This is a genomic window from Achromobacter sp. LC458, from assembly GCF_001005835.2.
GTDB classification, from domain to species: Bacteria; Pseudomonadota; Gammaproteobacteria; order Burkholderiales; family Burkholderiaceae_B; genus Achromobacter; species Achromobacter spanius_B.
The window spans coordinates 460,343-480,574 of the sequence record NZ_LBHW02000001.1 but is presented as its reverse complement, the minus strand read 5'-3'; the positions used below and the strand labels follow the sequence as shown (position 1 = coordinate 480,574).

Below are 20,232 nucleotides of genomic sequence, written 5' to 3'. Positions count from 1 at the left end.
GCGGGGGCGGCGGGCGCCGGCGAATAGGTAGGCACGGGTTCATCGAAAGCCGCCGCCGGAATCGGGGCGCTGTCGAAGTACTCGTCGATATCCGACGTGCCGCCGGCCAGCGGCGCGTCTTCGGGCGCCAGCGCGCGGTCGCGCTGGTCACGGCTGACGCGGGCGTCCGGGTCCAGCACGTAGTCAGAGGCCGAGGCCGCTACCGCGGGCGGCAACGACGGGTAGTCGCCGCCCACATCGGCATCGCCGTCCGTGTCCGACAAGCCCACCGCATAGCCGCCTTCGGCATCCACGCGGTACGGGTCCGATCCGGTGTCCGCCGCGGGCAAGGCCGCGTCCGCCGCCAGCACCGGCAGCGCCATGCTGGCCGCCGTGGCCAGGCGCCAGTGGCGCACGGCATCGGCGGGCCGATCCAGGCGGTCGTAAAGGCTGCCCAGCAACGCGTGTGTTTGCGCATCGCTGCGGCGGCTGAGGCTGCGCAACAGGTATCGCTCGGCCTGGCCCCACAACTGGCCGTTCAGGCACAGCATGCCCAGCGCGGTCAGCAGATCGGGATCGGTCGGGCGTTGCTGCAACCAGGTCTCGGCCTTGGCCAGACGGCGCGACACCTGTTCGGCGTCGCAGCGGGCGTAGGCGGCCACCAGTGCCGGGTTGAACTTCACGGCGATGGCCGCTTCCAGCACGCGCGCCGCTTCGTTGGGCTCGCCGGCCGCGTCAAAGGCGGCGGCGCCAGCCAGCGCGATATCGGGCAGCAGGCGCTCTTCGGCCTTCAGATCTTTCCAGATGGCGCGCCACGCGTCGCTGTGGGCGGCCGCGCGCAGGCGTGCGGCGCCGGACGTATCGATCAACACGTCGGCCTCGGCGCGAGCCAGGGCATTACGACGCACCAGCCCACGCGCAAGCGTGAAAACCTGCTCCTGGTGATGCAACGCGGTGTGCGCGCGCAGCAGCAGGCGCATCGTGTGCAGATGGCGCGCGCCGCCGTCGGCCAACGGCGCCAGTACCGCCAGCGCGCGCTCGGGGCGGCCCTGGTCCAGCAGCATGTCGGCCGACACGGTTGCCGTGGCTTCCGTCAGGCCAGGGTCGGTGCCGGCCTGTTCTTGCGCGGTGGCAAGCAGGCGGTCGCGCCGGTCGAATTCGCCCAGGCCATGCGCGGCGCGCGCCGCGGACAAGGCCGCCAGCACCCGGCGCGTTTGCACCTTGGTTTGGTCCAGCAGCTTGGTCAGGTCTTTCTCGGCGACCGCGTAGCGGCCCTCAAGCAGGCCAATCCAGCCGCGTTCCAGCAATTCGTGGTCACGCGCCTGTGCGCGCTTGCCGCGCCACACGCGAACGCGATCCGGAATGGCAAGCAGCCACGCCAGCAAACGCAAACCCACATAAAGCACGATGAAGGCGGCCACGATCAGCAGCACGGCCAACGTCAGCGACATCCCAATGCGCCAGGGCCAGACCAGCAACAGCACGTTGCCGGAATGCGAGCGCAGCACCACCGCCAGGGCGACGGCGATGACGGCGAGCAGCAGTGTCCAGAACCAGGTACGCATAAGGCTCAATCCTGCCCGCTGTTCTTGAAGCCCGCGGCGCGCAAGGCGGCCACGGCATTCAGGCTGTCGGCCACGTCCGGCATGCGCACGGCGATGTCCGTCTGGGCCAGTTCACGCGCCAACGTTTGCGCGGCGACCGTATCGGGCGAACGGGAATCGAAGTACTTGGACAAGGTGACGCCGACGTTGTCGAGCTCGCTCTTCCAGACGGCGGGCTGACGCATCAGCATGGCCAACTGCACGGTCAACAGGCGCTGGCGCAGCGTGCCGCGCACCTGGTCGGCTTGCTCGGGCGACAGCAGCAAGGCGGCGGGTTCGTCAACGCGCTGAATGGTGATCAGGCCGCCAAGCTCGTGCGCCAGGGCCGAACCTGCACGGCCGGGCCACGACGCGACTTCGGCTCGCCAACGCTGCCACCAGGGCGCGTCGGCGGGCAAGCCGGCCTGCGGATCGATCGTCGGCGCGGGCGCGGCGGCGGGTTGGGCATCGCCCGTGGCAACCATGCCCGGCGCGGCGGAATCGGGCACCAGCAGCGGCGCCTTGTTGACCAGCGCCACCAGGCGTTCGATGCGCGCGGATTGCGCGGGAATGTCCACGGTGGAGACGGCGCGCAGGCGGTCCAGGTCGCCGTTGATGGCTTGCTGAAGGCTTGAGAAGCGCGGACGGTCGGCGCGTGCCAGACGGGCCTGCGCGGTTTCCAGCGCAACGATGGCGTTGGACACGTTGCCGGCCAGGCGCAATTGCTGGTTGCCGATGGTCAACAGGCGTTCGACGTCGTTGGCCAGCAGTTCGTCGCTGGCGCTGTCGTTGAAGTTTTGCCAGGCCTGTTGCAGCGCGTTGTACTGGCTTTGGGTTTCGCGGACGGTGTCTTCAAGCTCGCCCACGCGGCCGGCTTGCGCTTGCGCCAGCGCCAGGGCCTCGCGCGTGTCCTTGCGCGCCTGTGCCACGTCGGCGGTCAGCGTGTCGATGCGCGTGGCAACCTCGCGGCCGGCGGACACGAATTGGGTGCGTTGCTTCCACAACGCGTAACCCAAGCCCACGGCAAGCAGGATGACGATTATCAGGGCGGTGACCAAGGGGCCATTGCCGCGCTTGGCCGGACGGGCCTTGACGGGATCGGCCGGGGCCGATGCGGGCGCGCTTGCGCCCGGGGCGGCCGTGTGAACGACCGGATCGGTAGCGGGAGTCTTGTCTGTCATGACGCGATTGTATTCGGTGTCAGTCCGATGCAACGAATCAAGCAGCAACAAAAGCCTGGAATATCGACTCGTCGTTGGGCAAGCAGATTTTTACCATTGCTGGCCCGTCGGCGCCATGACAGGCTGGCGGCACGCGCCGCGTCAGCGTTGGATGCGTCAACACAAACTGGCACTGCCGCCACCACGCCGCCAGGCCCGCGGCGTCCAGATTTGCGCGCACGGCGTCGGCCCCTTCGCCGCTGGTGATAAGCCAGGTAGCCGATACGCCCGCCTCGGCCAAGCCGCGCAATCGCGCCAGCGCCGAGGCGTCCCAGACGGCGGGCCGCCGCAGATAGGCGGCGTAGCGCGTCACGGCTGCACCATGGGCCTGCAACTTGTCGCCCAGCCAGTCCCTGCCCTGCGTGCCCCGCACGAGCAGCACGCGCGCCGGCAAGGCAGGCAAGCCGCACAACACCGCCCACAAGGCTTCGGAATCGTGGCTGGCAGCCTCGTCGCCAGGGTGCAGAACTGTTGTATTCGCGCCAAACGCGGGGGACTCGCGCAGCGCTTGGGCGCTGGCCGGACCCACCGTGGCGGCAATCACCCCGGCGGGCCAGGGGCGCGGACCGTGCGCGGCAGCAAGTTGGCGCAAGTACTGCTTGGCCGCGTTGCCGCTGACGAACACGACCATGTCGAAGTCGTCCGGACGCGGCAATTGCGCGGCGGGGACATCAAGCGGGTGGATTTCCAGTGCTGGCAGAATGCAGGCGGACCAGCCGGCGTCGGTCAGACGGCCGGCCAGCGCCTCGTTGCGCCCTTCGGGCCGCGTCAGGACGGCGACTCGGGCGGGGGTGGACATCAGTCCGGCCGGGGCTCGGCTTGCAGCAGTTCCTGGAGAATGGCGGCGGCGCCGGCATCCAGCAGCTCTTGTGCGGCGGCTTCACCCAGGGCTTCGGCATCGGCCACCGGGCCGCTGCGGGTGGTGTGGACCATGCGTACGCCATCCGGCGAGGCCACCAAGGCGCGCAATGACAAGGTGTCGCCAGAGATCTGGGCAAACGCCGCCAGCGGCACCTGGCAGGAACCGCCCAGCCTGCGGGACACCGCACGCTCGGCCTGCACGCATGACGTGGTGGCCGCGCTGATCAACGGCGCGAGCCACGCGCGCATGTCGTCGCGGTCGTTGCGGATTTCGATGCCCAAGGCGCCCTGCCCGGCGGCTGGCAGGCTGTCGGCCGGGTCCAGCAGGCTGCGGATGCGCGCCTGAAGACCCAGGCGTTCCAGCCCAGCGGCGGCCAGCACGATGGCGTCGTACTCGCCCTTGTCCAGCTTGCCCAGACGCGTGTCGAGGTTGCCGCGCAGCGGTTTGACCACCAGTTCAGGAAAGCGCGCACGAATCTGCGATTCGCGCCGCAAGCTTGACGTACCCACGACCGCGCCCGCCGGCAGATCTGCCAGACAGGCGTAGCGATTCGATACGAAGGCATCGCGCGGGTCCGCGCGATCAAGAATGGCGCAAAGCTCGAACGGGGCTTGCAGATCCACCGGCACGTCTTTCAATGAGTGCACGGCAAGATCGGCGCGCCCGTCGAGCAACGCGTTTTCAAGTTCCTTGACGAAAAGACCCTTGCCACCGACCTTGGACAGGGTACGGTCCAGGATCTGGTCGCCTCGGGTTGTCAGGGTAAGAAGCTCAACCGCGCACGCCGGGTACAGCGTGCGCAGCCGGTCGCGCACATGCTCGGCTTGCCACAGGGCAAGCCGGCTGGCGCGGGTCGCGATGACCAGGCGTTGCGGAAGAGACACGTGCGGTCATCAAACGAAATTGGAGACGATGACCGTCGCGACTACCCCGAGGATGGCCAGCACGAAAAGGCCCTGAAGGAGGCTCAGGCCCGATTCGGATTGCTGGGGATCGACGGATCTACGCAGACTCATGTGCTGATTCCTTGGAAGCGGTTTTGCGGCTTGCCAGCCACCGTCCAAGGACAACAACGAGCAAGGCGCCGATAATTTCTGCAGCGATTTTAACCGTAGTCGGCTGAACACCGAATTGACGTTCGACAACCACATCGGTAATCAGCATGCCACCGGCAATCCAGCCCAGGAGCGCGGCGCCAAACGTAACCACCAAGGGATACTTGTCGATCAGCTTCAGGACCAGGGTGCTGCCCCAGATGATGATCGGCACGCTGACGATCAGGCCGAAGGCGACCAGGCCGATCTGGTGGTCGGCGTGGGCGTTCTGGGCCGCGCCGGCGATGGCGATCACGTTGTCCAGGCTCATCACGAAGTCGGCAATGATGATGGTCTTGATGGCGGCGGCGATGGACGTTCCGCCCTTCACGTTGCCATGGGCATCGTCTTCAGGGATCAAGAGCTTGACGCCGATCCAGACCAGCAGCAGACCGCCAACGACCTTCAGGAAAGGGATCGACAGAAGCGTCAATGCGAAAGCAATCAGCACGACACGCAGGATGATGGCGCCCGCGGTGCCCCAAAGAATGCCCTGCATGCGCTGCTTGGGCGCAAGGTTGCGGCACGCCAGCGCGATAACCACCGCGTTGTCGCCGCCGAGCAGGATGTCGATGAGGATGATCTGGAATACCGCTGCCCAACTCAGCGTCTGGAAAAACTCAAGCACTATGAACCCCCGAAGGCATTTATGAAAAGAAAGGCCGGTCCCGAGCCGGCCACCTCGCCGCGCGCTGCGCGGCGAGATCATTCAAACAACTAATTATTGTAATTCAGCTTTCATTCAGCTTTCTGGCGCATCAGCAAAACTTTACCAATTGCCAGCACCAGAATCGCGCCCAATGCACCCGTCATCAGTTCGAAACTGTGATGCGATACGCCCAGGGCCGCGTCGATACGCGCCACCGGCTCTTGCAAGGCGGGATCACCCACCAACAATTCGCCGGCGATAAAGCCCAGCAACGCCGCACCCACCCAGACGATGATTGGGAAGCGCTCGATAACCTTCAAAAGCAACGTGCTGCCGAAGATGACCAAGGGGATGCTGATGGCCAGGCCCAACACCAGCAAGGTCGTGTCGCCCATCGCCGCGGCAGCGACGGCCACCACGTTGTCCAGGCTCATGACCAAGTCGGCAATCATGATCGTGCGGATGGCGGTCAGCAGATTACCTTGCGTCTTGCCCGCGCCGTCGTCTTCGCCTTCCGGCAACAACAGCGTCACGCCGATGTAGACCAGCAGCAACGCGCCGATCAGCTTCAGGTACGGCAACAACAGCAACTTGGCCGCCACCAGGGTCAGCACGATACGCATGATGATCGCGGCGGCCGAGCCGATCGTGATCGCTTTCTTTTGCTGCGCCGGAGGCAGCGAGCGCGCCGCCAGCGCAATAACCACGGCGTTGTCGCCCGATAGCAGAATATTGACCCAAATGATCTGGAGCAGCGCTATCCAGAATGCCGCTGAACTGAGTTCCATGCCTCTCTTTCCTAGGTGTTGATCCCCCTAGGACGAACCAAATTAATGGATGAAAAAAACCAAAAGCCGTACTGACCGTCTTGGTGCGAGCCCGACGGCATTCTTGCTGGGTACGTGCGAAATTTCTTTCATTATAGTTTCGTTCAGCTTTCCGTATGTTTGGACGAACGCAGTTTGGACACGGGATTACCCTAGTAAAACCACAGAAATTTCGATCCGGACACGCGGCGAACGGACAAAAAAAAGCCCGCCGAAGCGGGCTTTCTTAAACGCAATGCTGTAAGACTTACAGCACCGACTTGAGCAGCTTGCCCATTTCGGAGGGGTTGCGCGTGGTGCGGATGCCGCAGGCTTCCATGACTTCCAGCTTGGCGTCGGCCGTGTCGGCGCCACCGGAGATCAGGGCGCCAGCGTGGCCCATGCGCTTTCCAGGAGGAGCGGTGACACCAGCGATGAAGCCGACGACCGGCTTCTTCATGTTGTCCTTCGCCCATTCAGCGGCGTTGACTTCGTCCGGACCGCCGATTTCGCCGATCATGATGACGGCGTCGGTGTCGGGGTCGTCATTGAACATCTTCAGGACGTCGACGTGCTTCAGGCCGTTGATGGGGTCGCCACCGATACCGACGGCGCTGGATTGGCCCAGGCCCAGTTCGGTGACTTGCGCCACGGCTTCGTACGTCAAGGTGCCCGAACGGCTGACGATGCCGATGCGACCCTTGCGGTGGATGTGACCGGGCATGATGCCGATCTTGATTTCGTCCGGCGTGATCAGGCCGGGGCAGTTCGGGCCCAGCAGCAGCGTCTTGCTGCCCTTGGCCTTCATGCGGTTCTTGACTTCCAGCATGTCACGGACCGGGATGCCTTCGGTGATGCAGATCACCAGATCCAGTTCAGCTTCGACGGCTTCCCAGATGGCGGCAGCGGCGCCGGCGGGCGGCACGTAGATGACGGACACGGTTGCGCCGGTGTCGGCCTTGGCTTCCTTGACGGAAGCGAAGATCGGCACGCCTTCAAAGTCTTCACCCGCTTTCTTGGGGTTCACGCCGGCCACGAAGGCGGCTTTGCCATTGGCATACTCACGGCACATACGGGTGTGGAACTGGCCCGTCTTGCCCGTGATGCCCTGGGTGATGACTTTGGTGTCCTTGTTAATCAGAATCGACATTTGTGAATCCTTGGCAATTTCTTTTACCGCCGGGCCGTCCCAAGGTGGAAAGCTCCCCCATGGGGGGCAGCAAGCCACGAAGGGGCGCGGCGAGGGGGCATATTTACTTGACGGCGGCTACGACGCGGGTGGCCGCTTCGGCCATCGTGTCGGCGCTGATGATCGGCAGGCCGGAGTCGGCCAGCATCTTCTTGCCGAGTTCTTCGTTGGTGCCCTTCATGCGCACGACCAGCGGCACGTTCAGGTTGACGGCCTTGCAAGCCGCGATCACGCCTTCGGCGATGACGTCGCAGCGCATGATGCCGCCAAAGATGTTGACCAGAATGGCCTTCACGCTCTTGTTCGCGAGCATGATCTTGAACGCTTCGGTGACCTTCTCGGCCGTTGCGCCGCCGCCGACGTCCAGGAAGTTGGCCGGCTCGCCGCCGAACAGCTTGATGGTGTCCATCGTGGCCATGGCCAGACCGGCGCCGTTCACCAGGCAGCCGATGTTGCCGTCGAGCTGGATGTAGGCCAGGTCGAACTTGCTGGCTTCGATTTCAGCGGGGTCTTCTTCGTCCAGGTCGCGGTAAGCGACGATTTCCGGGTGGCGGAACAGGGCGTTGGAGTCGAAGTTGAACTTGGCGTCCAGGGCGATGATGTTGCCCTTGCCGTCGCGGTTCAGCGGGTTGATTTCAACCAGCGACGCGTCGGTTTCCATGTAGCACTGATACAGCTTCTGGAACACGTCCACGGCTTGGGCGGTGGAGTCGGCGGGCAGGCCGATCGCGTTGGCGATCTTGGTGGCTTGCTCGGCCGACAGGCCGGTCAGCGGGTCGATGTATTCGGTGATGATCTTCTCGGGAGTGGAATGAGCCACTTCCTCGATGTCCATGCCGCCTTCGCTGGAAGCGATGAAGGCAACCTTTTGCGTGGCGCGGTCAGTGACCAGCGACACGTAGTATTCCTTTTGAATGTCGGCGCCGTCTTCGATGTACAGGCGACGGACCTTCTGGCCTTCCGGGCCGGTCTGGTGCGTGATCAGCTGCATGCCCAGGATTTCCGAGGCCAGCTTGCGCACGTCTTCCAGCGAGCGCGCCAGCTTGACGCCACCGCCCTTGCCGCGGCCGCCCGCGTGGATTTGCGCCTTGACGACCCAGACCGGTCCACCCAGCTTTTCAGCGGCAGCCACGGCCTCGTCGACGGAAAGAGCGGGGATCCCGCGCGGCACCGGGATGCCAAATTGCTTCAGCAGTTCCTTGCCTTGATACTCGTGGATTTTCATGTGTTACCTGTCAGGACGTATGAGAAAGAGAAGGTGAATCGGAGGACGAATCGGCCGATGCCTCAGCGCTACCCCCCGTGTACCACTTGGGATAGTGCTCAGCCACCACCGGGCCGCCAGTGCTTAGCGCATGACAGCCGTCCAGTTGGAATGGACGCCGGTTCGGGTTGGTTTCCTGCCGCCGGCGGTTGGCCATGGTCTGGACCGCCGCGGTGGGAAGCACCTGCGACAGCTCGGTCATGTGCGTACAGCCCGCCACGTGCCCGAACCGCTCCTTGACCTGGCGGCGGAATCCCTTAAGCAGATTCATGCCGATCAAATCAGTGTAAGCCGCCTCGATGGCCATGCAATGACCGCCATAAGGGGCCGCATCATAGACAGCCTGCGCGTCCACGATCGAGTATTCCTCGTCGATGGTGATGCGCAGGTGCATATGGTGGATGGGCTGCCCGGCCTTGAACATCTTGCCGTCGCTTTTGGGGAAATCGTACGCCTTGACGTCGATAAGCTCGGCTTCCAGGTCCCAATTGCCGTCCTCGCGCGCATACGACTGCACGCGTATGGAACGCGTGTGCAGCGGTTGGCGAGGGTAATCGGGCGGTGGCAAGGGCATGCTGGGGGCCTGCGGGGCGAAGATGGCCTGCGCATGGTGCGCGGCAACAAAACCTTGAAAGTATAGCGCAGGCGGCCTGGTAGCAAATGGCCGGTTTGCGGGGGCGGGCCATGCCGGCGCTCCCGCGCGCCATCCGGCTCACCCCGCCGCCCGCCCTGCCCGGCGCCCTCAGACTGTCCACGGTGTGGCCGGACTGCCCATCCACGCCTGCCCCGCCGGAATCGTCTCGCCCTTGAGCACCAGCGTCAGTGGACCCAGGCGGGCGCCGGCTTCCACGTGTGTGCCGTACAGGATGGTGCTGCGGGGGCCGACGTTCACGTCCGGGCCGATATCGACCGGCCCGATCTTCATGACCCGGTCTTCGAACAGATGGGTCTGCGGCCCCGACCCGGCGTGCAGCACCGCATCGTCGCCGATCGACACGCAGTCGTACTCGGTGACGTCGGTCGTATCCATGAACACCCGCTTGCCGATGCGCGCCCCCAAGCAGCGCAGCGCCAGCGGCAACCACGGGGTAGCGCGCAGGAAATTGAAGAAGTTCGGCACCGCGATGGATTCATACAGGCTCGTCACCGCCTCGCTTTTCCACACAAACGGCGTCCACATCGGCTCGGCGCGCGGCCGGTAGCGGCCCATCAGCGCCCATTTGAGCAACACCACGAAAAGGAAGGTGCCCACGCCGTACAGCACGCCGGCCAGCATCAACTCGTCGAACGCGCCGATAAACCCGTCGACCGCCGCGATGGGAATGACGCGCATGACGGTCAGATAGCCCACCGCGATCACCACCGCCAGCGGCAGGATCATGCGCATGCCCTCGACCGCGCCGCGCGCCACCTTGCGGCCGGTGCTGGGCCGGAAGGTCAAGTGGGCGGGAAAGCCGGCCGTCTGCTCGCGCGCCGGCAGCGCCAGCGGCGGGTTGCCCAGCCATGTCTGGCCGCTGGCCATCGCGGCATTGGCCGGCGCGCGGCTTTGCACGCCGATCAGGACGTCATCGGGCAACACCGATCCATCCGGCACGTACGCCCCGTTGCCCACAAAGCTGCGGTTGCCGATGACGGTCGGGCGCAAGCGCATCCAGCCCTGGTCGATTTCCTCGTCGCCCAGCATCACGCCGTCGGCAATGAAGCTGTCGCGCCCCAAGGTCAGCATGTCTGGCACGATGCCCATCGCGGTGGAAATCTCGGTGCCGCGCCCTACTTTCGCGCCCAGCAGCCGGTACCACGACCCGGCATAGATGGACGCATACAGGCCGTGCAGCACACTGAGGCTGGCCTCCTGGATCTGATTGGTCAACCAACGGCGCAGATAGATCTGGCCATATACCGGCCAGCGGCCGGCCGACAGCCTGGGCAGCAGAGACCAGCGCAGCACCGCGCACGCCAGCACGGTCAACAGCAAGAGCAAGGCGCTGGCCGGCAGCGCCAGCAGCAGATAGCACAGGAATGCGACGGGCCACGACGCGCGCGAGCCCATCAGGTCGAGCCAGCGCGCGTCGATCCAATCGATCAACACGAAGCTGGGAAAGACCGGCATGAAGAACAACGCGGCGATCAGCGTGCCGCCCGCCGCGTAGGCCAGCACGTCCAGCCGGCGCCAGCGCCCTTCGCGCACGGGCCGGGGCGGCAGATCGGACGGCTGCGCGCGCGGGTCATGTCGCGCCGGCGCGCCCGTCCAGGTTTGCCGCGCGGGCACGCGCGTACCGCCGACCAGCGATGACAGCCCTTCCAGCCGCGCGCCTTCGCCCATCTCGACATCGCCTTGCAGCACCGAATACGAACCGACATAGGCGTTGTCGGCAAGCGTGATCGGGCCGACTTCCCAGATGCCGCCGCGCACGGCGAAGTTTTCAAGATTGACGGCGGCGCCGATGCTGACACCATCGCCCACCGTCAGCAGGTCTGGCGCACGCACCGACACCCGACTGATGGCAGCGTCGCGGCCGATGCGCGCGCCCAGCGCCCGCAGATACCAGACTTGAAGCGGCGAGCCCGCCAGCAGGTGCGCCGGCGGAATATCCAGAATGCGGTCGACCAGCCACCAACGATAAAAGCGCCAGCCATACAACGGATAGCGGCCCGGCTTCTGGCGGCCGACAATCGCCCATTTACAGGCGACGGCCACGGCAAAGCTCAGCAGGTTGCAGGCCAGGTAGCTGGCGATGGACCAGGCAACGGCACGCCAGACCGAATCGCCATCGTCACCGGTCAGGTAGTGATAGGTGAAAAACGGCGTCAGCCAGATCAGCATGCGCACGCCGATCAACAATGGCAGCGCGGCCAATTGCGCCAGGCCGCACGTCCAGCGGCGCCATTCCGGCGCGCGGGCGGGCGAGGCGTCTTGCGCGGCGTGCACGGCGGTGGTTGCCGTAACAGTGGACGCAGAGGCCGCGGTTGCGGTTGCGGTTGCGGTTGCGGTTGCCGTTGCCGTTGCCATCAACGCATCCAGGCGCGCGGCCAACGCGCCCACGCCAGCATGCTGATATAGCTCGTGCATGCTCAGCGCTGACAAATTCGGATGCTTGCGCAGCGACGAAACCAGCCGCGCGGCCAGCAGGGAATGGCCGCCCAGATCTCGGAAGAAGTCGCTGGCCAGATGCAGCGGCTGCCCCGGAAACAACGGACGCAGCGCATCGAACAACGCGCGCTCGCCCGCCGTGACGGGCTCGTCGTCTTCCGTGGACGGTTGCTGCGCGTTGCCCAGCTCGCGCGACCGCAGCGTCTTGCGGTCGATCTTGCCCGATGTCAGCCGCGGCACCTCGGCCACGAATTCAAAGCGGGCCGGAATCATGTACGCCGGCAGCTCTTGTGACAAGGCGGCGCGCAAGGCGTGCGGATCCAGGCGCGCGTCGCTTTCCGGCATTACGAACGCCACCAATTGGTCGATACCGGCAAGATCGCGCAACACCACGGCGGCGGCGCCCACGCCGGGTTGGCGATACAGCGCCGCCTCGATCTCGCCAAGCTCGACGCGAAAGCCGCGCACCTTGACCTGATCGTCGCTGCGCCCAAGGCAATGGATCTGCCCGTGCTCGTCGATGCGCGCCAGATCGCCGCTGCGATACATGCGCGTGTCATGACTGCCGCTGGGCCGAGGATTGGCCAGGAATTTTTCCGCCGTGAGCGCCGGCCGACCCAGGTAGCCGTCGGCCACGCCGGGGCCCGTGATGCACAGCTCGCCGACCTGCCCCGCTGGCAGCACCGCGCCGTCATCACCGCGCACCAGCATGCCGTAATTGGGCAGCGGCACACCGATCGTCACCGCTTGCCCCGGCATGAGCTCGGCCACGCTGGCGGACACGGTGGTTTCAGTCGGCCCGTACGTGTTGAACAAGCGACGGCCGGGCGTGGCCCAGCGCGGCACAAGAAAGTCGGGGCACACTTCGCCGCCCAGGTTCACGATGCGCAAGCCGGGCACGTCGCGCGCGAACAAAGCCAATAGCGTAGGCACCGCATGCAGCACCGTGACGCCTTCGCGCACCAGCGCGTCGGGCAGCCCTTCGGGGTCGGTCGTCAACATCTTGGGCGCCACCCACAGGCTGGCACCCACCAGGTAGCTGATCCAGATTTCCTCGAACGACATGTCGAACGCCACCGAGAAGCCCTGATAGACCTTGTCGTCCTGGCGCACGCCCAACACTTCGTTTTCGCTGCGCAGGAAATGGCAGATGCTGGCATGCGTGACCGGCACGCCCTTGGGCTTGCCGGTTGAGCCAGAGGTGTAGATCACATAAGCGGGGTGTTCAGGCCGCAGCCCTGCGCGCCGGTTCAGTGCGCCCTGGACGGGAACGGCCAGCGCCCACGGCGTCCAGGTGACCATGCCTTCCAGACGCACGTCCGGGCCGGCGATCAGGCCGTTCGCGCCAGCGTCCTGCAAACACACCAGCATGCGGTCCGGCGGCGTGTCGGCTTCAAAGGGCAGCCAGGCCGCGCCGGCCAACGCGATGGCCGCCTGCATCACCAGCAGGTCGGCGCCGCGCGGCAAGCACAAGCCGACGATATGCCCGGGCCGCACGCCCGCCTGGATCAGATGGTGCGCGGCAAGCGATGCGCGTTGGCCCAGCGTGTCGTAGCTTAGTGTTTGATCCTGCCAGTGGATGGCGATGGCGGCGGGGTGCCGCAGGATCGTGGCTTCCAAAATATCGGGCAGCGTTTCCGCAAGAAGCAGATCCGGCCGATAAGGGCCTTGGAGAATCATAGGGACGGCGACAATCCGGCAGCAAAGAATAGGAGGCAACTAACGCAGCAGCCATGGCATGGGCGGCTGCCGATGCCAGGGTGGCTTAATGGACCAGCGCCGCGAAAATTCGTTCACGCCCGCGCATTAAAAAAACCCCTTGCGCAATGCCGGCGGCATCACGCAAGGGGTTGTTGGCGCCGCCCCGTTTGAAGCCAGGCGGGCCGGTGACGGTTTGGCGTCAGGCCGATTGGCGCAGCGCGCCCGCCGCCTGCACCATGCCGATCAGCGCGGCTTCGGTTTCAGGCCAGGCACGCGTCTTCAGGCCGCAGTCAGGATTCACCCACAGGCGTTCCTTGGGCAGGCGGGTCGCCGCCTTTTCCATCAAGCCAACCATCCAATCGACGTCCGGCACGTTGGGCGAATGAATGTCGTAGACGCCGGGGCCGATGTCGTTCGGATAATCAAAATCTTCAAACGCCTTCAGCAATTCCATGTTCGACCGCGACGTTTCTATCGTGATCACATCGGCGTCCATGGCGGCGATGGATTCAATGATGTCGTTGAATTCGGAATAGCACATGTGAGTGTGGATCTGCGTTTCATCGCGCACGCCCGCCGTCGCCAAGCGGAAGCAATCCACGGCCCAATCCAGGTACGCCTTCCAGTCGGCGCGACGCAGCGGCAGGCCTTCGCGGATGGCAGGCTCGTCGATCTGGATAACGCTGATGCCCGCGGTTTCCAGGTCCACCACTTCGTCGCGCAGCGCCAATGCCAACTGGCGGCAGGTTTGCTCACGCGGCTGGTCGTCGCGCACGAACGACCATTGCAAGATGGTGACCGGGCCGGTCAGCATGCCCTTGACCGGCTTGTCCGTCAGCGATTGCGCGTACGACGACCAACCCACCGTCATCGGCGCGGGCCGGGCCACGTCGCCAAAAATGATCGGCGGCTTGACGCAACGCGACCCATAGCTTTGCACCCAACCGTTCCTGGTGAACGCAAAGCCGGCCAGCAGCTCGCCAAAATACTCCACCATGTCGTTGCGCTCGGGTTCACCGTGCACCAAGACATCCAGGCCCACCTTTTCCTGGAAGCGGATGACTTCTTCGATTTCCTTGCGGATGGCGTTCTCGTAGCCTGAATCCGTCAGCGCGCCGGCTTTCCAGTCGCGACGCAGCGCGCGAATTTCGGCGGTCTGCGGGAACGATCCGATCGTGGTGGTCGGGTACGCGGGCAGGCCCAGCTGTTCTTGCTGGCGCGCAATGCGGCCGGCAAACGGTGCGCGGTCTCGCGACACGGCGGTCGCGCCGGCCATGCGCTGGCTCACGAGCGGGTTGTGAATACGCGGCGACGAACGGCGAGCAGCCAGCGCGGCGCGTTGCTTGATCAGCCCATCCTGCACAGAGGTGTCGGTGGCGTTGTTCAACGCTCGACCCAACAGGTTTAGCTCTTGCAGTTTTTGCGCCGCAAACGACAGCCAGCTCTTGAGTTCGGCATCCAGCTCCGTTTCATTAGCCAGGTCTACCGGCACATGCAGCAGCGAGCACGACGGGGCCAACCACAGACGGTCGCCCAGTTGTTGCCTGATGGGTGCCAGCGTGGCGATAGCCGCGTCCAGGTCCGTGCGCCAGATATTGCGGCCGTTGATGACGCCGGCCGACAGCACCTGGCCGGCGCGCAAACCGGCCACGACGTCATGCAATTGTTCGGGTGCGCGGACCAAGTCCACGTGCAGGCCCGCCACGGGCAGCGCTTGCGCGGTGGCCAGGTTGTCTTTCAAGCCGTCAAAGTAGGTAGCGATCAGCAGCTTGACCGGGCTGGCCGCCAACGTGGCGTATACCGATTCGTAGGCATCGCGCCAGGCTTGGGGCAGGTCCAGCACCAGGATGGGCTCGTCGATCTGCACCCATTGCACGCCCTGCTTGGCAAAACGCGCCAGCACTTGCTGATACACCGGCAGCAACGCAGCCAGCAGTTGCAGCTTGCCTTCGTCAGCGGCGCCACCGGCGAACGCGTCGCCCTTGCCCTGGTACAGCCACGTCAGCGGGCCGGGGATCACGGGCTTGACCTCGTGGCCCAGCGCCTGCGCTTCCTGGACTTGTTCGAACAGCGATTCGCGGGCGATGCGGAAGGTCTGGCCGGGTACCAGTTCCGGCACGATGTAGTGATAGTTGGTGTCGAACCACTTGGTCATCTCGCAGGCGGCGGCGGGTTTGCCCGACGGCGCGCGGCCACGGCCCATGCGAAACAGCGTGTCCAGCGACACTGCCTCGTTGTCCTTCTGGCCAAAGCGCGCGGGCACGGCACCCAGCAGCGTGGTCCATTCCAGGATCTGGTCGTACCAGGCAAAGTCTCCCACCGGCACAAACTTCAAGCCGGCGGCGGCTTGCAGCTTCCAGTGCCTGGCCCGCAACTCGCGGCCCGTCTCTTCCAGCGCTTGCGCGGTTTGCTTGCCGGCCCAATAGGCCTCGACCGCGCGCTTCAATTCGCGCTGGGCGCCGATTCGGGGGAACCCCAGATTATGAATAGTAGTCATGAGAACACCGCCGTTAGACAAAGTTTGTTCAAGTGACGACCATTGTGCAGGCAAACATACATGAATCAAAATCAATGTATACATAGATAAGATGAGGATTTCTCATATACTAGGGCGATCATTCTTCGTCGGCCCGTCCTTCCCATGCTAGAAATCCGCCATCTTGAAACGCTTACCGCCATCCGCGAGGGCGGCAGTCTGCAAGAAGCCGCCGAAAGGCTGCACCTGACGCAGTCCGCCCTGTCGCATCAATTGCGCGACCTGGAAACCCGGCTGGGCACGCCGCTGCTGAACCGCCGCACCCGCCCCGCCCGCCTGACCACGGCCGGCTTGCGCGTGCTGGCGCTGGCGGATGAAGTCCTGCCCCGCATCCGCGCAACCGAACGCGACCTGCAACGGCTGGCGGCCGGCCGCAGCGGCAGACTGCATCTGGCAATTGACTGCCATTCCTGCTTTCAGTGGTTGATGCCGGCGCTGGACGCATTCCGGGTGCAGTGGCCCGACGTCGCGCTGGACCTGTCGGCGGCGTTTTCGTTCGCCCCCCTGCCTGCCCTGGTGCGCGGCGACCTGGACTTGGTGATCACGTCGGACCCGCAACCGCTGGACGCCGTGGAATACCTGCCCTTGTTCAAGTACGAACTGGTGTTGGCGGTGTCGGAAGCGAACCCGTTGGCCGGCAACAAATTCATCATGCCGGACCAGCTGGCGGACCAGACGCTGATTACGTATCCGGTGGACAAACAGCGCCTGGACGTCTTCACCGCGTTTCTGGACCCCGCCGACGTCGAGCCCGCCGCCATTCGCAAGGCCGAACTGACCCCGATCATTGCGCAGCTGGTCGCCAGCAACCGTGGCGTGGCGGCCTTGCCGAACTGGGCGCTGACGGAATACATGAACCAGGGCTGGTTGCGGCTGTGCCGGCTGGGACCGCAAGGCGTTTGGCGCACGCTGTATGCAACCGTGCGCAGCGAAGATACGGACGCGTCCTACATCGACGAATTCCTGACCATTACGCGCGACGTATGCTTCAAGACGCTGTCGGGCATCAAGTCGGCAAAGACGTGAAAACGCCGCCCGGGGGGGCGGCGTCCATGGGGCGGCAGCGACGGGCCATCTTCGCGGGGCGGCGCAAGATCCGGTCAATCGCCGTCGCCGTCGCCTTCGCCCAGGATTCGACGGATGACGTCATGCGCGAAGCCCCGGCTGGCCAGAAAGCGCGCCTGCTTGGCATAGGCCGTGCGGTCTGGCGGCTTGGCGTCGAAGCGTTTTTTCCAGACCTCCAGCGCGCGGTCGTATTCGGTGGCGCGCAATTGTTCGCGCAATTCGGCCACCTGGGTATCGTCCACGCCGTGCTGGCGTAGTTCCTGCACGATGCGCGCCGCGCCTTGGCGCGACGCACGCCGATGCACCAGGCTTTGTGCGAACCGTTCGGTGGACAGCCAGCCTTCTTTTTCCAGCGCATCCAGCACGCTGTCGATTTCATCGGCGTCTTCGGCGTAGGCGAACAGTTTGCGCGCCAGTTCCTCGCGGGCGTGCTCGCGGCGCGACAGATATCCCACCGCGCGCATTTTCAACGACGGGCCCTTGCGGGCAGGCTTGGCCGCATCCCCGGCGTTGTCACCTGTTGGCGACGTGTCAGAGGTGTCCGACGTATCCGAGGAGTCGGAAGTGTCCTGGGTACGCGATGTCCGCGATGTACGCGAAGTGCCCGACATACCCGACATACCCGACGTACCCGACATACGTGACGTGCGGGAAGTGCGGGGCTTCAGCGCGCGCTGCTCGGAACTGCGCTGCCAGACATCTTTGTCAGCGGCGGGCTCGGCCGCTTCCTGTTCGCGCCGCGCGTCCGAACTGCGTCGCAAGCCTTGCGGCTTGGCGACGGTTTCAAACTCGTCATCCAACTTGGCGCGTAGGCGGTCGGCTGACGCGGGGGTCGATTTCCAGCTCATGCGCTTTCTGCCTTGGTCAAGGACGGACGCCGGATCGATAAAGACGCGGCGAACCCTGTCCGACGAATAATGCAAAACGGCAGGCCCGTCATGGCGCCTGCCGTATCTGACTGTGCGGCATCACCGCCCAGCCCCGCTGCGATAAGCCTGTCCGCCGTCCCTGGCGACACTGCGCCCGGGGCAGGCGGAAGGCTTATTCGGCGGTGTCTTCCGCCGTGGGCACGAATTCAGCGGCGCGGCTGACGATGCCCTGGTTCTCGCGAACTCGGTTTTCGATTTCGATCGCCATGTCGCGGTGCTCTTTCAGGTATTCGCGGACGTTGTCCTTGCCCTGGCCGATGCGGTTGCCGTTGTAGCTGTACCACGCACCCGACTTGTCGACCACATTGGCGGCCACGCCCAGGTCGATGATTTCGCCTTCGCGCGAAATACCGGCGCCGTACATGATGTCGAATTCCGCTTGCTTGAACGGCGGCGCCACCTTGTTCTTGACGACCTTGACGCGGGTTTCGTTGCCGACGACCTCGTCACCCTTCTTGATGGAGCCGATGCGGCGGATGTCCAGCCGCACCGAAGCGTAGAACTTCAGCGCGTTGCCGCCCGTGGTGGTTTCGGGGTTACCGAACATGACGCCGATCTTCATGCGGATCTGGTTGATGAAGATGACCATGCAGTTGGTGCGCTTGATCGTGGCGGTCAGCTTGCGCAGCGCCTGGCTCATCAGACGGGCTTGCAGGCCCGGCAGGGAATCGCCCATTTCGCCTTCGATTTCAGCCTTGGGCACCAGCGCGGCCACCGAGTCGATGACGATCAGGTCAACCGAACCCGAACGCACCAGCGCATCGGTGATTTCCAGCGCTTGCTCGCCCGTGTCGGGCTGCGAGATCAGCAGGTCCGTCAGGTTCACGCCCAGCTTGTTGGCGTATTGGACGTCCAGCGCGTGCTCGGCGTCGACAAAGGCGCAGGTGCCACCGATTTTTTGCATTTCGGCGATGACTTGCAGCGTCAGCGTGGTCTTGCCCGACGATTCCGGGCCGTAGATTTCGACCACACGGCCGCGCGGCAGGCCGCCGACGCCCAAGGCGATGTCCAGACCCAACGACCCCGTGGAAACCACCTGGATATCGTGCGAGACCTCGTTATCGCCGTAACGCATGATCGAGCCCTTGCCGAACTGCTTTTCGATCTGCGAAAGCGCGGCGGCAAGCGCCTTGGCCTTTTCCGATGCGGCGGCCTTGGTGGTTTTGTCGTCCATGTAAAGTCCTGTCTGTGACGTATCTGGTGGTTGCGGCATGAAGGAGCACCCTTGGACCGCAGCGTTGCTGTTTTGAATCAGGTTCAGATTATTGCATCGGATTGTACTGTACAAAAAACCAGTGTGCCAGAGTTTTGCACGTATTCCCTGAGTGGGCAAGCCTCGCGCCGTATGACAGAATCGAAGCCGACCCCGGCGTTTCGTCCCTATTCCACCGCCGGGCCGCCCACAAGGCGATAGCCCCCTACCCCGGGGCAGCCGGCACGCAAAGCGCCGGCGCCACAGGGACCTTTTTGCAGCTTCCGTGCCGCCCCCATGCGCATCCTGATCGCCGAAGACGACAGCATTCTGGCCGATGGCCTATCCCGGTCATTGCGGCATAACGGTTACGCGGTAGACGCCGTGCGTGACGGGCTTGCCGCCGACTCCGCGCTGGCGGCCCAGGCATTTGACCTGCTCATTCTGGATCTGGGCCTGCCGCAATTGGCCGGGCTGGAAGTGCTGCGCAGGCTACGCGCCCGCAACTCCGCCCTGCCCGTCCTGATCCTGACCGCCGCCGACAGCATCGAACAGCGCGTGAAAGGCCTGGACCTGGGCGCTGACGACTACATGGCCAAGCCTTTTGCGCTGTCCGAACTGGAAGCGCGCGTGCGGGCGCTGACGCGGCGCGGCGCGGGCGGCGGCGCCACCATGCTCAAGCATGGCCGGTTGCTGTTCGACCAGACGGGCCGCGTCGCCATCGTCGACGACCAGACGCTGGACCTCTCGGCGCGCGAAGTCAGCTTGTTGGAAATCCTGCTGACGCGCAGCGGCCGCATGGTCAGCAAGACGCAGTTGGTGGACCACCTGTGCGAATGGGGCGAAGAAGTCAGCACCAACGCCATCGAGGTCTACGTGCATCGGCTGCGCAAGAAGCTCGAACCCAGCGGCGTGAAGATCGTCACCGTGCGTGGCCTGGGCTACTGTCTGGAGCGGGACCAGGGTGCCGCGTACCTCGCCAGCTGACCCCCGGCCCGAGCCGCTGAATCAGGAAGCGCTGGATATCATGCAAGCCGGGTCCAAGGGCCCGAGCTTTGCGCCGCCGCAGCGT

At 64.8% G+C, this 20,232-nt stretch carries 15 protein-coding genes; 2 read left to right on the top strand and 13 right to left on the bottom strand.

What is annotated here, in order from left to right; all coding sequences use genetic code 11:
- From YH64_RS02175 to metE, 11 genes are all read right to left on the bottom strand, one after another.
- Nucleotides 1-1,544, bottom strand: a 1,544-nt coding sequence (locus YH64_RS02175; RefSeq protein ID WP_143215217.1) for a heme biosynthesis HemY N-terminal domain-containing protein, incomplete at its 3' end; no start/stop codon positions are given.
- Between the two features lie 5 nt (nucleotides 1,545-1,549).
- Nucleotides 1,550-2,743, bottom strand: a complete 1,194-nt coding sequence (locus tag YH64_RS02170; RefSeq protein ID WP_046802889.1) for a uroporphyrinogen-III C-methyltransferase — start codon at nucleotides 2,741-2,743, stop codon at nucleotides 1,550-1,552.
- Nucleotides 2,744-2,780: 37 nt separating this feature from the next.
- Entirely contained in the window at nucleotides 2,781-3,581 is an 801-nt protein-coding gene (locus YH64_RS02165) for a uroporphyrinogen-III synthase (RefSeq protein ID WP_046802831.1), read from the bottom strand.
- Nucleotides 3,581-4,528 carry a hydroxymethylbilane synthase gene (hemC, locus tag YH64_RS02160; protein ID WP_046802830.1) on the bottom strand — a complete coding sequence of 316 codons (948 nt, stop codon included), beginning with the start codon at nucleotides 4,526-4,528 and terminating at the stop codon, nucleotides 3,581-3,583. The genes YH64_RS02165 and hemC overlap by 1 nt, the downstream gene beginning before the upstream one ends.
- A gap of 118 nt (nucleotides 4,529-4,646) precedes the next feature.
- Nucleotides 4,647-5,366 (bottom strand): TerC family protein, encoded by a 720-nt coding sequence (locus YH64_RS02155; RefSeq protein ID WP_039883011.1) that lies wholly within the window; start codon nucleotides 5,364-5,366, stop codon nucleotides 4,647-4,649.
- Between the two features lie 110 nt (nucleotides 5,367-5,476).
- Nucleotides 5,477-6,175 (bottom strand): TerC family protein, encoded by a 699-nt coding sequence (locus tag YH64_RS02150; RefSeq protein WP_046802829.1) that lies wholly within the window; start codon nucleotides 6,173-6,175, stop codon nucleotides 5,477-5,479.
- A 286-nt stretch (nucleotides 6,176-6,461) separates the two neighbouring features.
- Nucleotides 6,462-7,343 carry a succinate--CoA ligase subunit alpha gene (gene sucD, locus YH64_RS02145; protein ID WP_006218345.1) on the bottom strand — a complete coding sequence of 294 codons (882 nt, stop codon included), beginning with the start codon at nucleotides 7,341-7,343 and terminating at the stop codon, nucleotides 6,462-6,464.
- A gap of 103 nt (nucleotides 7,344-7,446) precedes the next feature.
- Complete coding sequence (gene sucC / locus YH64_RS02140; RefSeq protein ID WP_046802828.1) at nucleotides 7,447-8,607, bottom strand: ADP-forming succinate--CoA ligase subunit beta; 1,161 nt, start codon at nucleotides 8,605-8,607, stop codon at nucleotides 7,447-7,449.
- 10 nt (nucleotides 8,608-8,617) lie between these two features.
- Nucleotides 8,618-9,220 carry a DUF2889 domain-containing protein gene (locus YH64_RS02135; protein ID WP_046802827.1) on the bottom strand — a complete coding sequence of 201 codons (603 nt, stop codon included), beginning with the start codon at nucleotides 9,218-9,220 and terminating at the stop codon, nucleotides 8,618-8,620.
- A 168-nt stretch (nucleotides 9,221-9,388) separates the two neighbouring features.
- Nucleotides 9,389-13,417 carry a Pls/PosA family non-ribosomal peptide synthetase gene (locus YH64_RS02130; protein ID WP_046802826.1) on the bottom strand — a complete coding sequence of 1,343 codons (4,029 nt, stop codon included), beginning with the start codon at nucleotides 13,415-13,417 and terminating at the stop codon, nucleotides 9,389-9,391.
- A 220-nt stretch (nucleotides 13,418-13,637) separates the two neighbouring features.
- Complete coding sequence (gene metE, locus YH64_RS02125; protein WP_046802825.1) at nucleotides 13,638-15,935, bottom strand: 5-methyltetrahydropteroyltriglutamate--homocysteine S-methyltransferase; 2,298 nt, start codon at nucleotides 15,933-15,935, stop codon at nucleotides 13,638-13,640.
- Nucleotides 15,936-16,079: 144 nt separating this feature from the next.
- Here metE and YH64_RS02120 point away from each other — a divergent pair, with 144 nt between their 5' ends.
- Nucleotides 16,080-17,000, top strand: coding sequence for a LysR family transcriptional regulator (locus YH64_RS02120; RefSeq protein ID WP_046802824.1), 921 nt, complete (start codon nucleotides 16,080-16,082; stop codon nucleotides 16,998-17,000).
- A gap of 74 nt (nucleotides 17,001-17,074) precedes the next feature.
- Here YH64_RS02120 and recX read toward each other — a convergent pair whose 3' ends face one another.
- On the bottom strand, nucleotides 17,075-17,887 hold the full coding sequence (gene recX, locus YH64_RS02115; protein ID WP_046802823.1) for a recombination regulator RecX: 813 nt from the start codon (nucleotides 17,885-17,887) through the stop codon (nucleotides 17,075-17,077).
- Between the two features lie 193 nt (nucleotides 17,888-18,080).
- A complete protein-coding gene (gene recA, locus YH64_RS02110; protein WP_006218338.1) occupies nucleotides 18,081-19,142 on the bottom strand; it encodes a recombinase RecA in 1,062 nt (353 codons plus the stop codon).
- Between the two features lie 315 nt (nucleotides 19,143-19,457).
- Here recA and YH64_RS02105 point away from each other — a divergent pair, with 315 nt between their 5' ends.
- Nucleotides 19,458-20,147 (top strand): response regulator transcription factor, encoded by a 690-nt coding sequence (locus tag YH64_RS02105; RefSeq protein ID WP_006218337.1) that lies wholly within the window; start codon nucleotides 19,458-19,460, stop codon nucleotides 20,145-20,147.
- Nucleotides 20,148-20,232: the final 85 nt, after the last annotated feature.

What these genes read in the sequence shown, in the direction of transcription:
- YH64_RS02170 (WP_046802889.1), bottom strand. Translation starts at nt 2,743, where the DNA reads ATGACAGACAAGACTCCCGCTACCGATCCGGTCGTTCACACGGCCGCC.
- recA (WP_006218338.1), bottom strand. Translation starts at nt 19,142, where the DNA reads ATGGACGACAAAACCACCAAGGCCGCCGCATCGGAAAAGGCCAAGGCG.
- YH64_RS02120 (WP_046802824.1), top strand. Translation starts at nt 16,080, where the DNA reads ATGCTAGAAATCCGCCATCTTGAAACGCTTACCGCCATCCGCGAGGGC.
- metE (WP_046802825.1), bottom strand. Translation starts at nt 15,935, where the DNA reads ATGACTACTATTCATAATCTGGGGTTCCCCCGAATCGGCGCCCAGCGC.
- YH64_RS02165 (WP_046802831.1), bottom strand. Translation starts at nt 3,581, where the DNA reads ATGTCCACCCCCGCCCGAGTCGCCGTCCTGACGCGGCCCGAAGGGCGC.
- YH64_RS02135 (WP_046802827.1), bottom strand. Translation starts at nt 9,220, where the DNA reads ATGCCCTTGCCACCGCCCGATTACCCTCGCCAACCGCTGCACACGCGT.
- YH64_RS02105 (WP_006218337.1), top strand. Translation starts at nt 19,458, where the DNA reads ATGCGCATCCTGATCGCCGAAGACGACAGCATTCTGGCCGATGGCCTA.
- YH64_RS02150 (WP_046802829.1), bottom strand. Translation starts at nt 6,175, where the DNA reads ATGGAACTCAGTTCAGCGGCATTCTGGATAGCGCTGCTCCAGATCATT.
- YH64_RS02130 (WP_046802826.1), bottom strand. Translation starts at nt 13,417, where the DNA reads ATGATTCTCCAAGGCCCTTATCGGCCGGATCTGCTTCTTGCGGAAACG.
- sucC (WP_046802828.1), bottom strand. Translation starts at nt 8,607, where the DNA reads ATGAAAATCCACGAGTATCAAGGCAAGGAACTGCTGAAGCAATTTGGC.
- sucD (WP_006218345.1), bottom strand. Translation starts at nt 7,343, where the DNA reads ATGTCGATTCTGATTAACAAGGACACCAAAGTCATCACCCAGGGCATC.
- recX (WP_046802823.1), bottom strand. Translation starts at nt 17,887, where the DNA reads ATGAGCTGGAAATCGACCCCCGCGTCAGCCGACCGCCTACGCGCCAAG.